General features: G+C 71.6%; 15 protein-coding genes. 9 read left to right on the top strand and 6 right to left on the bottom strand.

Translation table 11 applies throughout. The features are described from left to right. Window positions 1–117: 117 nt before the first annotated feature. From OG562_RS31635 to OG562_RS31610, 7 genes are all read left to right on the top strand, one after another. A complete protein-coding gene (locus OG562_RS31635) occupies window positions 118–978 on the top strand; it encodes a glutamate ABC transporter substrate-binding protein (RefSeq protein ID WP_266404007.1) in 861 nt (286 codons plus the stop codon). A gap of 109 nt (window positions 979–1,087) precedes the next feature. After that, entirely contained in the window at window positions 1,088–1,753 is a 666-nt protein-coding gene (locus OG562_RS31630; protein WP_266404004.1) for an amino acid ABC transporter permease, read from the top strand. Continuing rightward, on the top strand, window positions 1,750–2,664 hold the full coding sequence (locus OG562_RS31625) for an amino acid ABC transporter permease (RefSeq protein WP_266404001.1): 915 nt from the start codon (window positions 1,750–1,752) through the stop codon (window positions 2,662–2,664). Before OG562_RS31630 ends, OG562_RS31625 begins: the two co-directional genes overlap by 4 nt. Window positions 2,665–2,840: 176 nt before the next feature. Next, a complete protein-coding gene (locus OG562_RS31620) occupies window positions 2,841–4,475 on the top strand; it encodes an FAD-dependent monooxygenase (protein ID WP_266404000.1) in 1,635 nt (544 codons plus the stop codon). 310 nt (window positions 4,476–4,785) lie between these two features. After that, window positions 4,786–4,833, top strand: coding sequence for a hypothetical protein (locus OG562_RS46260; RefSeq protein WP_309506048.1), 48 nt, complete (start codon window positions 4,786–4,788; stop codon window positions 4,831–4,833). A 94-nt stretch (window positions 4,834–4,927) separates the two neighbouring features. Beyond that, window positions 4,928–5,455: a cysteine dioxygenase gene (locus OG562_RS31615; protein WP_266403997.1), complete on the top strand. Its 528-nt coding sequence runs from the start codon at window positions 4,928–4,930 to the stop codon at window positions 5,453–5,455. Further along, on the top strand, window positions 5,446–5,847 hold the full coding sequence (locus tag OG562_RS31610; protein ID WP_266409629.1) for a rhodanese-like domain-containing protein: 402 nt from the start codon (window positions 5,446–5,448) through the stop codon (window positions 5,845–5,847). Before OG562_RS31615 ends, OG562_RS31610 begins: the two co-directional genes overlap by 10 nt. A 69-nt stretch (window positions 5,848–5,916) precedes the next feature. Here OG562_RS31610 and OG562_RS31605 read toward each other — a convergent pair whose 3' ends face one another. The 4 genes from OG562_RS31605 to recA form a co-directional block, all read right to left on the bottom strand. Beyond that, window positions 5,917–8,454: an ABC transporter permease gene (locus tag OG562_RS31605; RefSeq protein WP_266403994.1), complete on the bottom strand. Its 2,538-nt coding sequence runs from the start codon at window positions 8,452–8,454 to the stop codon at window positions 5,917–5,919. A gap of 78 nt (window positions 8,455–8,532) precedes the next feature. Continuing rightward, entirely contained in the window at window positions 8,533–9,159 is a 627-nt protein-coding gene (locus tag OG562_RS31600; protein ID WP_266403992.1) for a helix-turn-helix transcriptional regulator, read from the bottom strand. A gap of 152 nt (window positions 9,160–9,311) precedes the next feature. Further along, entirely contained in the window at window positions 9,312–10,100 is a 789-nt protein-coding gene (gene recX, locus OG562_RS31595) for a recombination regulator RecX (RefSeq protein ID WP_266403990.1), read from the bottom strand. Window positions 10,101–10,103: 3 nt separating this feature from the next. After that, a complete protein-coding gene (gene recA, locus OG562_RS31590; protein ID WP_266403988.1) occupies window positions 10,104–11,228 on the bottom strand; it encodes a recombinase RecA in 1,125 nt (374 codons plus the stop codon). 368 nt (window positions 11,229–11,596) lie between these two features. On the opposite strand from recA, the gene OG562_RS31585 reads away from it, so the two are divergent. Next, a complete protein-coding gene (locus OG562_RS31585; protein WP_266403985.1) occupies window positions 11,597–12,373 on the top strand; it encodes a hypothetical protein in 777 nt (258 codons plus the stop codon). Between the two features lie 96 nt (window positions 12,374–12,469). Here OG562_RS31585 and OG562_RS31580 read toward each other — a convergent pair whose 3' ends face one another. Further along, the gene (locus OG562_RS31580; protein WP_266403982.1) at window positions 12,470–13,735 is read right to left on the bottom strand and encodes an AI-2E family transporter; all 1,266 of its coding nucleotides are present in this window, start codon (window positions 13,733–13,735) and stop codon (window positions 12,470–12,472) included. A 60-nt stretch (window positions 13,736–13,795) separates the two neighbouring features. Beyond that, on the bottom strand, window positions 13,796–13,990 hold the full coding sequence (locus OG562_RS31575; RefSeq protein ID WP_266403979.1) for a DUF3046 domain-containing protein: 195 nt from the start codon (window positions 13,988–13,990) through the stop codon (window positions 13,796–13,798). Between the two features lie 79 nt (window positions 13,991–14,069). On the opposite strand from OG562_RS31575, the gene OG562_RS31570 reads away from it, so the two are divergent. After that, window positions 14,070–15,014, top strand: a complete 945-nt coding sequence (locus OG562_RS31570) for a hypothetical protein (protein WP_266403976.1) — start codon at window positions 14,070–14,072, stop codon at window positions 15,012–15,014. The last annotated feature ends 19 nt before the right edge of the window (window positions 15,015–15,033 follow it).

Genomic DNA, 15,033 nt, shown 5'->3' with positions numbered 1-15,033 from the left:
CGCCGGACACCACCGCCGGGCACCACTGGCAGACACCGCCGGCAGACGCCGCTGACGGACGCAACTGACGGAAACCCGCACCGCCCGCAGTCCTTCATCACTCCAAGGAAGGTCCTCATGAAGCTTCGCAAGGTCACCGCAGCCTCGGCCGCCGTACTCGCCCTCGCCCTGGCCGCCACCGCGTGCGGCGGCGACAACAAGGACGACGCCGACAGCAGCGCCAGCGGCGGCAGCGGCGGCGGAAAGATCAAGGTCGGCATCAAGTTCGACCAGCCCGGCCTCGGTCTGAAGAAGCCCGACGGCTCCTTCGCCGGCTTCGACGTGGACGTCGCCACGTACGTCGCCAAGCAGCTCGGCTACGAGCCGGACCAGATCGAGTTCGTCGAGACCAAGAGCGCCGACCGCGAGAACGCCCTCGCGCGCGGTGACGTGAAGTTCATCGCGGCCACCTACTCGATCAACGACGAGCGCAAGCAGAAGGTCGACTTCGCCGGCCCGTACCTGCTGGCCCACCAGGACCTGCTGGTCAAGTCGGACTCGAAGATCAGCAAGGCCGCGGACCTCAACGGCAAGAAGCTGTGTTCCGTGGTCGGCTCGACCTCGGCGCAGAACGTCCAGAAGACGATCGCCCCCAAGGCGAACCTCAAGGAGCTGAGCAGCTACTCGGAGTGCATCGCCGGCCTGCAGAGCGGCGCCGTCGACGCGGTCACCACCGACGACTCGATCCTCGCCGGCTTCGCCTCGCAGGAGCAGTACAAGGGCAAGTTCAAGCTCGCCGGCCTGAAGCTGAGCAACGAGAACTACGGCGTCGGCGTCAAGAAGGGCGACACCGCGACCGTGGACAAGATCAACACGGCGCTGGAGAAGATGGTCAGCGACGGCTCGTGGCAGAAGGCCGTCGACGCCAACTTCGGCCCGGCGGGGTACAAGAACGAGCCCGCCCCGAAGATCGGCGTCATCGTCCCGAACGCTTCGTAACCAAGGCTCAGCCAAGCGGGTTCCTGCGGTGCGCCGCCGTCCGTCGCGATCACGGCGGCGGCGCGCCCCGCCCTCCTCATACGCCACTCACCCGGAAGCGCGGGAGATCGTGTTCGACTTTCTTGAAGGTTACGACGTCCTAGGGGCGTTCTGGATGACGGTGAAACTCACCGCCCTCTCCGCCGTCGGTTCCCTGATCTGGGGCACCCTGCTGGCCGGGATGCGGGTCAGCCCGGTCCCGCTGATGCGCGGGTTCGCCACCGTCTACGTCAACATCGTCCGGAACATCCCCCTGACGGTCATCATCCTCTTCAGCTCGCTCGGCCTCGCCGACGTCTTCGGCATGACCCTGGGCGCCGAGGACTTCAAGGTCCAGGGCTTCCGGCTCGCCGTGCTCGGCCTGATCGCCTACACCGCGGCCTTCGTGTGCGAGGCGATCCGCTCCGGCATCAACACGGTGCCCCTGGGGCAGGCGGAGGCGGCCCGGGCCATCGGGCTGAGCTTCAGCCAGACCCTCACGCTGATCGTCCTTCCGCAGGCCTTCCGCTCTGTGATCGGCCCGCTGGCCAACGTCCTGATCGCGCTGACCAAGAACACCACCGTGGCGGCCGCCATCGGCGTCGCCGAGGCCGCCTACCTGATGAAGTCGATGATCGAGAACGAGGCGCAGACGCTGCTCATCGGCGCGGTCTTCGCGTTCGGATTCGTGGTACTGACCCTGCCGACCGGCCTCATCCTGGGCTGGTTCAGCAAGCGACTGGCGGTGAAGCGATGAGTTCGGTCCTGTACGACACTCCCGGCCCCCGCGCCAAGCGGCGCAACGTCATCTTCTCGGTGGTCTTCTTCGTCCTCCTCGCCCTGCTCGTGTGGTGGATGTGGCAGAAGATGGACGAGAAGGACCAGCTCACCTCCGCCCTGTGGAAGCCGTTCATCGAGTCCCAGGCCTGGACGACATACCTGCTCCCCGGCCTCGCCAACACGCTGAAGGCCGCGGCCCTCGCCATGGTGATCGCCCTTCCGCTGGGCGCCGTCTTCGGTATCGCCCGCCTGTCCGACCACCGGTGGGTGCGGGGCGCGGCCGGCACGGTGGTGGAGTTCTTCCGGTCCATCCCCGTGCTGCTGCTGATGCTGTTCGCCAACGAGCTCTACGCAAACTCCACGGGCGTCAGCAGCGAGGACCGGCCCCTCTACGCGGTCGTCACCGGCCTGGTGCTCTACAACGCCTCGGTCCTCGCCGAGGTCGTCCGGGCCGGCATCCTCTCCCTGCCCAGGGGGCAGACGGAGGCCGCGTACGCCATCGGTCTGCGCAAGGGCCAGACGATGAGCAGCATCCTGCTCCCGCAGGCCGTCACCGCGATGCTCCCGGCGATCGTCAGCCAGCTCGTGGTCATCGTGAAGGACACCGCGCTGGGCGGTGTGATGATCGGCTTCACCGAGCTGCTCAACTCGCGCGGCACCCTCGCGGCCAACTACGCCAACGTCGTCCCGAGCTTCATCGTGGTCGCGGCCATGTTCATCCTGCTGAACTTCATCCTCACCAGCTTCGCGAGCTGGCTGGAGCGCCGACTGCGGCGCAGCAAGCGCAGCACGGGCGCGGTGCTGGCCGCGGAGGAGATCGAGGAGATCAACCCCGGGGCGGTCTTCGGCGGCTTCGGCACCGGTGCCGAAGGCGGCGGCAGGATCTGACGCGCACTCAAGCGGCATGACCTTGGACGGAGGCAGTGGCGTGCGCGCCACTGCCTCCGTCACTTGACGCAAGCTGCGGCAATGGGTTGCATACGTTCTGTGATCGTGCACCCTGCTCCTACCTCTTGTTCACTTACGTCCCTGAGGGCACCGTCGCGGGCAGGGGGCGGCACACCGTGGACCCGGTGATCATCGTCGGAGCGGGGCCCGTGGGGCTCACGCTCGCCCTGGCGCTGGCGCGCCAGCAGGTGCCGTCGGTCGTCCTCGACGAGGGCCCCGGCAAGGACGAGCCGCGGCTCGCACGCACCGTCGTGCTGCGCGAGGACACCGCCGCCCTCATGGCGCGGCTGACCGGAGCGCCTCTCGACGAGGCCGGGGTCCGCTGGGCCGGATGGCGGTCGATGCGGCGCAAGCAGGTGACACGCGAGATCGCGTTCGACGACGACGCCGACCCCGCTCCGCTGCACATCGCCCAGCACGTCCTCACAGCCGCCCTGCGCGCCGCCCTCGCGGGCGAGCGGCTGGTGAAGATCGCCGTGGACAGCCGGCTGGACAGCATCGAGCAGGAACCTTCCGGCGTCACGGCGCACACCCGCGGCCCCAAGGGCACCTGGTGGCGCGGCAGCCATCTGGTCGGCTGCGACGGCCCCCGCTCCACGGTCCGCAAACTCCTCGACATCCGCTTCCCCGGCCGTACGGCGGTGGAGCGACACGCCGTGGCCGCCCTGCGCACGGAACTTCCGTGGGCCGACGAGGCGTTGCTCCATCGGACGCCTCCGTGGCGAACGTCCGGCCCCTCCGCCGGCGAGGTCACCGGACGTCCGCTGCCGGACGGCGTCTGGCGCCTGGACTGGCTGCTGCCGCCCGGCAAGGACCTCGTGACGCCCGAGCTGCTGGTGGCCCGTGTCCGCGAGACCCTGGCGGGCTGGAGCAACGGTTCTCCTCCGGCGTACGAACTGCTCGACACCGGCGTCCACACCGTGCACCACCGGCTGGCCCGCCGCTGGCGCGTCGGGCGGGTGTTCCTCGCCGGGGACTCGGCGCACCTGCTCGGCGCGCTCGGCACCCAGGGTCTCGACGAGGGGCTGCGGGACGCCGACAACCTCGCCTGGAAGCTGGCCCTGGCCTGGCACCACGGGCCGCACGAGGCCCTGCTCGACAGCTACCAGGCGGAGCGGCGCGCGGTCGTCGCGGCCCGGCTGCGCGCGGCCGACCAGGCCCTGCCGCTGCTGCGCGGCGGCGCCGGCGCCATAAGGGCGTACGTCCCCGGCGCGGCCCGCGGCCACGACGTGCTGCTCACCGACGGCCACCTCGGCCGCGGCCAGCTCGGCGCGCCGGGCGCCTACGCCGACTCCCCGCTCGCGCCCCGGCACCTGGAGGCCGAGGTCCCGGTGGAGACGCCCCCGGGCACGCCGGTCGAGGACGTCCGGGTGACCGCGGAGGACGGCTCCTTCGTACGGCTGCGGGAGCGGCTCGGCCGGGGCGCCCTGCTCGTCGTGTTGATCGCGCCGGGCACGGGCGTGTGGGAGCGCAGGCACTGGGTGGGCGCCGGGATCATGCCCCGGCTCGCCGCCGCGGTGACGGCCCTGCCGAGCCCGGCCGAGCTGCTGGTCGCCGAGAGCTACCCGGGCGCGGCCGCCCACACCGTCCTGCTGATCCGGCCCGACGGCCACCTGGTCACCGCGCTGAGCGGGGTGCGCCCGGCCGATCTGTACGCGGCAGCCGAGGCGGCTGTGGGCGGCCCGGGGCCGTCGGGAGCGGGGCCGACCGGTGTGGAGGCGGGAGCGGGGGCCGGCTCGGCGGCGAAGTGAACCCGTACAGCCGGGACCCGTACGGCGTGAACCCGTAGGGCATCGGGCTGGACGGCGTGGGGCTGGACGGCGTGGGGCTGGACGGCGTGGGACTGGACGGCGTGGGACTGGACGGCGTGGCGAGATGTACGGCGTGGCGAGATGTAGGGCGTGGGGCGACTGCCCGGTCGGCGGCCGTATGACAACCGTATGACCACACTCACCGTCACCGTGAGGTCCACATGGTGACGGCGAGTTGACCGGCCCGCAGCGGCATGCTCTACTCCGAATCGTGACCGACACCGATGTGCGCCTGTGGCGGAGGGTCCATATGGACCTCGTCCGCTATGCGGGCTGCGTGTGTCGTCCCTCCTGCTGAACTCGCACCCCCTTCCACCGGCGCCCGCCGCCGATGCGCGAGCGCGCCTCTGCGCCGCCACGCGCTCCCTGCGAACGTTCCCAGGACGGTATCCGTGTCTGTCTCTCCCTCTGTGCCCGCCGCCGTCGCCGCGCCCACGCAGGCGGACCTCCTCGACTTCGTCCGGCGCACGGCCGCCGACGCCGAGCTGATCGCCTCGCTCCCCCTCGACCCCGAAGGCCGCACCTGGGTGCGGCTGGAGGGGCCCGGCGGCAGCGAGGCCTGGCTGATCGGCTGGCCGCCCGGCACCGGCACCGGCTGGCACGACCACGCCGACTCGGTGGGCGCCTTCCTCACCGCGCGGGGCGAGCTCAAGGAGCACTCGCTCGCCGCGCGGCTGCCCACCGACGGCTGGAAGACCCTGGAGCTGGCGGAGGACGTGGACCGGGAGCGCCGACTGCCGGCCGGCCGTGGCCGCTCCTTCGGACGCCATCACGTCCACGAGGTCCTCAACGAGTCCGCCGACGCCCACGCGATCTCCGTCCACGCCTACTACCCCCCGCTGCCCCAGATCCGCCGCTACAGCCGTACCGGCCAGGTGCTGCGCCTGGAGCAGGTCGAGCGCCCGGAGGACTGGCAGTGAGCGGCGAGCAGCCCCTGGGCATAGACGAGCTGTTGGAGCGGGTGCGCGCGGGGTACGCGCGCGTGGAGGCGCAGGAGGCGTACAAGGCCGCACACGCGGGAGAGGCGTTGCTCGTCGACATCCGGTACGCGGCCCTGCGCGAGCGGGACGGTCTGATCCCGGGCGCCCTGGTCGTCGAGCGCAACGAGCTGGAGTGGCGCCTGGACCCCCGGGGCAGCCATCGCCTGCCCGAGGCCACGAGCCACGAGCTGCGGGTCGTCGTGATCTGCAACGAGGGCTACGCGTCGAGCCTGGCGGCCGCCTCCCTGCACCAGCTGGGGCTGCACCGGGCCACCGACCTCGTCGGCGGATTCCAGGCGTGGCGCGCGGCGGGACTGCCGGTGACCGCGTAGTCAGTGGGGCGTACGCCCCGGACGGGGCCGTACGCCTGTCACGGGGCCGTACGCCTGCGACGGAGGGCGTCACTCCTTGGCCGTCGCCACCGTCACCGCCCGGACCCTCAGCGCGACGCGTCCGGGCAGGGAGGTGGCGACGAGCGCGAGGAGCCCGGCTCCGGCGACGACGACGGCGTACACGAGGGGGACGACCGCCGGCACTGCCCGGCCCGTCATGCCGACGCTGAACGCGGTCAGGACAGCCAGGGCGACGGCGGTGCCGAGGGCCGTGGCGAGGAGCAGGACCGACAGCGCCTCGGTGCGCAGCATGCGCAGCACCTGACGGCGGGTCGCCCCCGCGAGCCGCAGCAGCGCGAACTCCCGGACGCGCTCGGACACCGACATGGCGAGCGTGTTGACCACGGCGATGGCGGTGAAGGCCAGCACGAGCCCCATCGCCAGGAGGTTGACCTCGGCGTTCGCCTGCTGCCGCTCGGCCTGGAGCGAGTCGGCGACGGCCGGGGAGATTACCGCGAGTCCCGGGAACTCACTCAGCGTGTTCGAGAGTTGTGTCTGTGTACGGGTCGTGCTGACGAGGAGGGAGGAGGAGAGCGGGTTGTCGACGTGGGGGGCGACCAGGTCGTGCGCGAAGGTGAGGTCTCCGAAGCCTAGACCCCTGGCGTAGACGGCGGCGACGGTGAGCGTGGCGGGCGTGCCGTCGCCCAGCGTGAGCTTCAGGGTGCTGCCGGGCTTCAGGTGCTGCTGGTCCGCGGCCAGTTCGCTTACGGCGACGGTGTGCTCGGTGAGCCGGTCGAGGGAGCCGGCGGTGACGTCCGGGTCCCAGGTGCGGGTGAGCCCGGCCGGGGTGACGCCCTGGGCCGTGTACTTGTCGAGGCCGACCCGGACAGTGGTGCGGACGACTTCGGTGACGACGTCCTGGCGCGTACGCAGTCGTCGTGCCGCCTCGGCCGGAACGCCGGGTCCCCGGGAGGCGACGACCCAGTCGGCGCGGACGCCCTCGCGGGTCTGGGCGCGGGCTGCGCCGCCAAGGGTGGGCTGGACGAACAGGACGGTGCAGGTCATGCCGATGAGCAGGGTGAGGGGGGTGACGACGGAGGCCATGCGGACGGCGTTGCCGCGGAGGTTGGCGACGGCGAGTCTGCCGCCGGGGCCGGTCAGCCGCAGCGGGCCGGTGAGGAGAAGGGCGGCCGCCTTGACCAGGAGCGGACCGAGCAGGGCGACGGAGGTGGACAGCACGATGACGGCGAGGAAGGTCACGGGCGTCGAGGCGGACTCGGTCCGCAGGATGCTGAGCAGGGCGACGAGCACGGCGCCTCCGGCGAGCAGCAGCAGACCGGCGACGATGCGCCCCCACGCGGGCCGGGCGCGCTCGGCCCGGGCCTCGGCGAGCGCCTCGGCCGGGCGGATCCGGGCGACCCTGCGGGAGGCGACCCGTGCGGCGGCCCAGGCGCCGAACAGGGTCGCGGCGAGGGCCGCGAGCGGAGGGAAGGCGCTGACGGTGTGCTGGAGCGTGGCGGGCACGGCGCCCACGGCGACGAACCTGCCGTAGAGCCAACTTCCCAGGGGAAGCCCGGCCAGGGCCCCGGCCGTGCCGGCGGCCGCTGCGACGATCAGGGCCTCCCGCCCGAGGAGCCTGCGGATCTGCCCGGAGGTGGCGGCCACGGCGCGCAGCAGGGCGAGTTCGCGGTGGCGCTGCTGGACGGAGAGCGCGAAGGTGCCGACGACCACGAGCACCGCCACGAGCAGCGAGGTGCCGCCCATCGCGCCGCCCATGCTGACGAGCTTGGTGCGGGCCGCGGCGGCGTCCAGGAATTCGACTTGGCCACGGGCGTCACCGGCGCTGACCTGGGCCCGGGTGCCGTGCAACGCCGTGGCCACGGCCTGCCGCAGCCGTCCGGGGTCGATGCCCGCGTCCGGGACCACGCCGAATGCGGTGACCTGCCCGGGGCGGGCGGCCAGACGGCGGGCCTCGGCGGCGGAGAAGAAGAGCGAGGTCTGGTGGCGTACTGCGGTGGCGGGAGCGGCGATTCCGGAGACCCGGTAGGTGCGCGGGGCCTGGGTCGACTGGACGGTGAGGCGGTCACCGGGGGCGAGGTGGGCGCGTGCGGCGAGGTCACGGTCTATGACGACGTCGGCGGCGGTCGTGGGGGCGGCGCCCGCGGTGAGCCGGTACGGCGTCAGGGCGGCGGACTCCCAGGCGTGCCCGTAGGCGGGCCCGCCGTCTTCACCCTGGGCGCCGTCAGGGGTCAACGGCTCGGCCAGGAAGGTGAGTTCGGGGACGACGCGGGCCACACCGGGGGTGCCGGCGAGCGTGTCCTCGAGGTCGGCCGGGAGCCAGGCGCGCTCGGCGACGGGTTTGGCCTTGTGCTTGACCTTGGTCTTGCCCTTCTTGTGCGTGACCTTGGTCTGGTGGACGTTCTGGTCGGCGGACACCACCACCGGGGCCGCGGCATAGCGCTCGGTGCGGATCGTGCCGCGCAGCCCCGTCTCCAACAGGGTGCCGCACGCGGTGATCAGGGCGGCCGCGCACATCAGCGCGAGGAAGGCGCCGAGAAAGCCGGCTGTGCGGGCGCGGACGGTCTTCAGGGCATAGCGCAGCATCATGGGTGATCGGGCTCTCTTGTGGTGTCCGGAAAGCGGGTCCTGAGGGGGCCTCGGGGCGGAGTCGAGATCCCGACCGCGTCAGGGGTCGCTGTCGGCCGTGGGCGCGGGGAAGGCGAGGAACCGGGTGAGGAGGGTGCGCGCGCCGGGCGGGGTCTCGGGCTCGGGCCGCTTGTAGCGGTTGAGGAGGGCGATGTACTCCTCGAAGAACTCCCGGACTTCGGGCAGCGTGAGCCGGACGGTGCTGCGCGAGTAGAGGAAGGCGTCCGCCCACGGATCGTCTGCGGCCGCGTCCCGCTGGAGTCGCTCGAAGAGGTCCAGGTCGGCGGCGTACGCGTGATGGTTCAGCTCGTCCATGACGTGCCGCGTCTCGGGGCTCTGGCGGCTGCGCGGCGGGAAGCGGCGGTCGCCGGGGACCGCCCGCCACCAGCGTTCCCGGTGCGCGGACGGCTCAGCGCGGTGCTCCCCCTCCGCCTGTCGACCCGTCCCCCTGCCCGGCTTCTCGTCCGTCTCCTCCACGAAGCCGTATCTGGCCAGCTCACGCAGGTGATAGCTGGTCGATCCCGTGTTCAGGCCGAGGGCCCGGGCGAGCGTCGCCGAGGTGGCCGGACCGTGCAGGGTGAGGTGTTCGAGCATGCGCTGGCGGCGGGGCTGGGCGAGCGCCTTGAGCGCGGCGAGGTCGCCGAGTTCGACGGGATCCTGGGGCATGCGTACACAGTCGTCTGTGCACAGGGGTCTGTGCACTGCGGTGGCCCGGCGTCCTCAGCGGGGGGATATCCCTACCCCGGAACGGGGAAACAGTCGGGGAAGCAGCCAGGACTCCCGGTGGCCGAAGAGCTCAGAATCGGTGCTCGAAGAGCTCAGAGCTCCTCGCCCTCCAGGAACTCCGTGTCCTCGCCCTCTTCCTCCAGTGCCCGCCGGACCACTCTGAGGGCCATGCCCTCGGGGTACCCCTTGCGCGCGAGCATGCCCGCGAGGCGGCGGAGCCGTTTGTCGCGGTCCAGACCGCGGGTCGAGCGCAGCTTGCGGTCGACCAGTTCGCGCGCGGTCTCCTCCTCCTGCTCGGAGTCGAGCCGGCCCACGGCCTCTTCGATCAGCGCCGAGTCGACGCCCTTGGTCCGCAGTTCCTGCGCGAGCGCACGGCGGGCCAGTCCCCGGCCGTGGTGCCGGGACTCGACCCAGGCGTCCGCGAAGGCGCTGTCGTTGATCAGCCCGACCTCCTCGAACCGTGAGAGCACCTCCTCGGCCACGTCGTCCGGGATCTCCCGCTTGTGCAGGGCGTCGGCGAGTTGCTTCCGCGTGCGCGGGGTCCCGGTGAGCAGGCGCAGGCAGATCGCCCGTGCCCGCTCAGCCGGGTCCCCTGAAGGCTCCCCCTGATCGGCCCTCGACGAGGAGGAGGAGCCTCCGTCCTCGGTGGACGGGTCTCCGAAACCGGGCCGACGGCGCCCACGCCCGCCGCGTGGACCGCCCTCGCCGCCGCGGCCCGTCCGGCCGCCACGGCTCCGGCCGCCGCCGTCCGCACCATCACTCCGGTGCGAGCCGCCGGCCGACCGGTCGTCACCCTGGCCGAGACCGTCGTCGCCCCCGCTCCCCGGCTCCCGAGGGGTGCCGGGGTGGGCGTACTCGGCCCAGTCCGTTCGTCGTGTCACGGGTCAGCTCTTGGCAGCCGCGGCCTTCTTGGCGGTCTTGGCGGCGGGAGCCGGAACCGCCTTCGTGTCGTCCGCGGGTGTGCCCGGGACGGCTGCGGCGTCCGCACCCGGCTGGGCGGCGGGCTCCTCCGGGCGCACGCCGACGCCCAGCTTCTCCAGGATCTTCTTCTCGATCTCGTTGGCCAGGTCGGGGTTGTCCTTCAGGAAGTTACGGGCGTTCTCCTTGCCCTGGCCGAGCTGGTCGCCCTCGTACGTGTACCAGGCGCCGGCCTTGCGGACGAAGCCGTTCTCCACGCCCATGTCGATCAGGCCGCCCTCGCGGCTGATGCCGTGGCCGTAGAGGATGTCGAACTCGGCCTGCTTGAAGGGCGGCGCGACCTTGTTCTTGACGACCTTGACACGGGTGCGGTTGCCGACCGCGTCGGTGCCGTCCTTGAGCGTCTCGATACGACGGATGTCGAGTCGCACCGAGGCGTAGAACTTCAGCGCGCGGCCGCCGGTCGTGGTCTCCGGGGAGCCGAACATCACGCCGATCTTCTCGCGGAGCTGGTTGATGAAGATCGCGGTGGTCTTGGACTGGTTGAGCGCACTGGTGATCTTCCGCAGTGCCTGGCTCATCAGACGGGCCTGCAGACCGACGTGGCTGTCGCCCATCTCGCCCTCGATCTCCGCGCGCGGGACGAGCGCGGCGACCGAGTCGATGACGATGAGGTCGAGGGCGCCGGAGCGGACCAGCATGTCCACGATCTCCAGAGCCTGCTCGCCATTGTCGGGCTGGGAGAGGATCAGGTTGTCGATGTCGACGCCGAGCTTCTTCGCATACTCGGGGTCAAGGGCGTGCTCCGCGTCCACGAAGGCCACCTGGCCGCCGGCTCGCTGCGCGTTCGCCACCGCGTGCAGCGTCAGCGTCGTCTTGCCGGAGGACTCCGGTCCGTACACCTCCACGACGCGGCCACGCGGCAGGCCGCCGACGCCGAGCGCGACGTCGAGCGCGGTCGACCCGGTGGGGATGACCTCGATGGGCTCGTTCGGCCGCTCGCCGAGGCGCATCACCGCGCCCTTGCCGAACTGCCGTTCAATCTGTGCGAGAGCGGCGTCCAGGGCCTTCTCGCGGTCGGTTCCTGCCATGGGTTCCACCCGGTTTGCTTGAGTCGATCGCTTCACGTCAAAGACGCTAACGCCTGCCACTGACAATGCGCCTCGACGCCGGTCCAGCCTGTGGATAACTGGGGCACTTACCGCCCCTAAACGGGACGAAATTCCCGCCGAGAACCTTGCCGGAGCCTTGCTGGAGCTCCCATAAGAATAGATGTTCGATTTTCGTGTCAAGCGCACCACGCCCAACGCGCGTCCCGGTTCTCTCCCGCCGCCCGGTGCCGGCGAAGGTCCGGCGTCGTCACCGAAGGTCGGCGCACACCCGCCTACTTCCCCGGGGGTACAGCGGGTGTCTTCCGCCGGACGACGACGGCCTGCGGCGCACCGGGGACCCTCGGTGCATGAACGCCGAGAGGACCACGCCGAGCCGGGGCGCGCCCCGGTCCCCGTCCCTGTACCGCCTCTACGGCGCGACCGCTCTCCTGCTGATCCTCTCCGGGCTCCTCCACCTCGTGGTGTTCGCCGTCGACGGCGGTCCGTGGAACGGACCCGTGTCCTGGCGCAAGCCGGTGACCTTCGGGCTCTCCTTCGGCGTGACGCTCCTCGCGGTCCTGTGGGTCACGTCGTGCCTGCGCGTCGGGCCGCGGCTGCGGGCCGGACTGCTCGGGGTGTTCGCCGCCGACTGTGTGGTGGAGGTCGGGGGCATCACGCTTCAGGCGTGGCGGGGCGTGCCCTCGCACCTGGACATGGAGACGCCCTTCGACACGGCCGTGTCCATGACGCTCGCGGTCGGCGGCGGTGTCCTCGTGGTGGTGCTCACCGTGTTCGCGGTGGCGTCCTTCCGGCGCCGGCCGACGGGTCCGGCCGGGATGGCGCTCGCGGTGCGCTCCGGTTTCGCGGTCCTGCTGGTCGCGCTCGCCTCGGGCGCGGCGATGATCGCGCGCGGTGTCGTGCTCACCCGGACCGGCCACCAGGACGCGGCCTACCACTCCACGGCCCCGCTCAAGCCCCTGCACGGGGTCAGCCTGCACGCCGTCCTGGTCCTGCCCGCGCTGGCCTGGATGCTGTCGCGCACGTCCTGGAGCGAGACCGTACGGCGGCGGATCGTGGCCGCGGCGGTGGGCTGCTATGCGACCGCGGTCGCCGCGACCGGCGTGTGGGCCGTCCTCACGTACTGACCCACGCCCTCCTCGACCCCCGGCTCTCCTGCTCGCTCGAGGCACAGGCCTCCTTGAGGCACAGGCCCTCCCGAGGCACGCCGGCCGACCGCCTCGTCAGCCTCCGCCGGACCCGTCCCGTGATCTCGCCGCCCGCTGCCGCGCCTTCGTCCACAGGCGTCGCGCGCGCGTGAGCGGGCTCGGTCCGTCGCCGCGGCCGCGGTGCCCATGGACGCGGGGGTCGTCGGTGACGTCGTAGCGCTTCACGTACGCGCCCAGGAACGCCTGGAGTGTGGCGACCGCCGGGATGGAGATCAGCGCGCCTACGGCGCCGAGGAGGGCGGTGCCGGCGATGACCGATCCGAAGGCGACGGCGGGATGGATGTCGACGGTCTTCGAGGTCAGCTTGGGCTGCAGCATGTAGTTCTCGAACTGCTGGTAGACCACGACGAAGACCAGCACCCACAGCGCGTACCAGGGGTTGACCGTGAAGGCGATCAACATGGGCAGGGCGCCCGCGAGATAGGTGCCGATGGTCGGGATGAACTGCGAGACCACGCCCACCCACACACCGAGGACGGGCGCGTACGGGATGCCGAGCGCCTGCAGCAGTATGAAGTGGGCCACGCCCGAGATCAGGGCCATCAACCCGCGCGAGTACAGGTATCCGCCGGTCTTGTCGACGGCGATCTCCCACGCGCGCAGCACCTCGGTCTGCTTCGCGGGCGGCAGGACGGAGCACAGCGCTCGGCGCAGGCGCGGTCCGTCGGCGGCGAAGTAGAACGAGAACAGCGAGATCGTCAGCAGTTGGAAGAGGCCGCCGAGGACCTGTGTGGAGACGTCCAGGACGCCGGCGGCGCTGTTCTGCGCGTACTTCCTCAGCCAGTCGGAGTGGAGCAGGCCCTCCTGGATGTCCACACGTCTGAGGTCGGTGCGAAACGTCGTGTTGACCCAGTTGATCACGGAGTCGAGGTAGTCGGGGAAGCCCTCGATCATCTTGATGATCTGCCCCGCCAGCATCGAGCCCAGCAGCGTGAAGAAACCGGCGATCACGATCAGCAGGCCGAAGAAGACCAGGAAGGTGGCGAACCCCCTGCGCATCCCACGGGCGGCCATCCGACTCACCGCGGGCTCCACGGCGAGGGCCAGGAAGAACGCGATGAGGATGTTGATCAGCAGGCCGATGAGCTGGTGGAACGCCCAGGTGCCCAGCTGGAACACACCGACGAGGGCGAGCGCGAGCACCATCGCGCGCGGAAGCCAGCGCGGCATGCGCGCGTCCCGCCCGTCGGCGCCGTCGGCCGGGGGCGGCACGGTGGGCGGCGTCGTGCCGAGCGGGGATGCGTGTCGGGCGGCCTGCCCGGTCTCGTCAGTGGGTACCACGGGCCAAGTGTCGCCTACGCCACTGACAGCCGGGGAGCCGCCTGCGATCTTCGTGACGCTTCAGCGCATCTCCTGCGGAACGTTCATCACCGCGCACACCACACGCCACACGTCCTTGGCCTCCCAGCCGTCGGCCAACGCCTCGATCACCGTGCGTCCGCCGAGCTCCGTCATCACGTGATCGCGCGCGAAGCTCTCGGCGTACCCCGTGCCGAAGTGCTCGTCCATTCGCTGCCAGAAGACCGTCAACCGCATGACACCAGTATCCCGCGCCCGGGGGTGGCCCCCGCCGGGACCGCCTGCCGGGACCGCTTCGCGCCCTACGGTCTGAACCATGGCCGAAACCGGAGCATCCCCACTCCCCCCGACGCCCCCGGCGCGCTCCCCGCTCTTCCGCGCCGAGCACTTCGTCTGGCTCACCGCGCGCGTGCTGGAACAGCGCCTGTTCGCGCACCACTTCCTGCACGGCGGCGCCGAACCCGTCGAGACCGCCCTCGACGCCTACCGCAACGAGGACGGCGGATACGGCCACGCGCTGGAGCCCGACCTACGCGGGCCCGTCAGCCAGCCCCTGCACACCGCGCACGCGCTGCGCGTCCTGGACTCCGTCGGACGCCTGGGCGGACAGCGCGTGGAGCGGGTGTGCCGCTACCTCACCTCCGTCTCGACCTCCGACGGCGCACTGCCGGCGATCCATCCCAGCCAACGCGGGTACCCGACGGCGCCCTTCATCCCCATCGTCGACGATCCGCCCAGTGAACTGCTGGCCACCGGACCGGTGGTGGGCCTGCTGCACCGCAACGAGGTATGGCACGCCTGGCTGTTCCGCGCCACGGACTTCTGCTGGCAGGCGGTCGACTCCCTGGAGCGGTCCCACCCGTACGAGATCGAGGCCGCCGTCGCCTTCCTGGACTCCGCTCCCGACCGCCCGCGCGCGGAGGCCGCCGCCGACCGTCTGGGCCGGCTGGTACGCGCACACCGGCTCGCCGTGCTGGACCCGGACCGCCCGGACGCATACCCGGTCGCACCCGGCTACGCCCCGGGCGAGCAGCACTTCCCGTACGACTTCGCCCGCACTCCGCACTCCCTCGCGCGCGGGTGGTTCACGGACACCGAGATGACCCGCTCCCTGGACCACCTCGCCGGCGCGCAGCAGGAGGACGGCGGCTGGCCCGTCCGGTGGCGCCAGTGGGCGCCGGGCACCGCTCTGGAGGCACGCCCCATGGTGACGATCGAGGCACTGCGCACCCTCAGGGCCTACGGCCGCGCCATCGTCTGAGTCCAGAGCCTCCTTCTCC

The organism is Streptomyces sp. NBC_01275, assembly GCF_026340655.1.
GTDB lineage: Bacteria > Actinomycetota > Actinomycetes > Streptomycetales > Streptomycetaceae > Streptomyces.
This window is presented reverse-complemented; position numbering and strand designations above follow the sequence as displayed.

Bases quoted from the DNA above. Each gene is read 5' to 3' on its own strand.
- OG562_RS31635 (WP_266404007.1), top strand. From the start codon at position 118: ATGAAGCTTCGCAAGGTCACCGCAGCCTCGGCCGCCGTACTCGCCCTC.
- OG562_RS31625 (WP_266404001.1), top strand. From the start codon at position 1,750: ATGAGTTCGGTCCTGTACGACACTCCCGGCCCCCGCGCCAAGCGGCGC.
- OG562_RS31605 (WP_266403994.1), bottom strand. From the start codon at position 8,454: ATGATGCTGCGCTATGCCCTGAAGACCGTCCGCGCCCGCACAGCCGGC.
- OG562_RS31600 (WP_266403992.1), bottom strand. From the start codon at position 9,159: ATGCCCCAGGATCCCGTCGAACTCGGCGACCTCGCCGCGCTCAAGGCG.
- recA (WP_266403988.1), bottom strand. From the start codon at position 11,228: ATGGCAGGAACCGACCGCGAGAAGGCCCTGGACGCCGCTCTCGCACAG.
- OG562_RS31585 (WP_266403985.1), top strand. From the start codon at position 11,597: ATGAACGCCGAGAGGACCACGCCGAGCCGGGGCGCGCCCCGGTCCCCG.
- OG562_RS31575 (WP_266403979.1), bottom strand. From the start codon at position 13,990: ATGCGGTTGACGGTCTTCTGGCAGCGAATGGACGAGCACTTCGGCACG.
- OG562_RS31570 (WP_266403976.1), top strand. From the start codon at position 14,070: ATGGCCGAAACCGGAGCATCCCCACTCCCCCCGACGCCCCCGGCGCGC.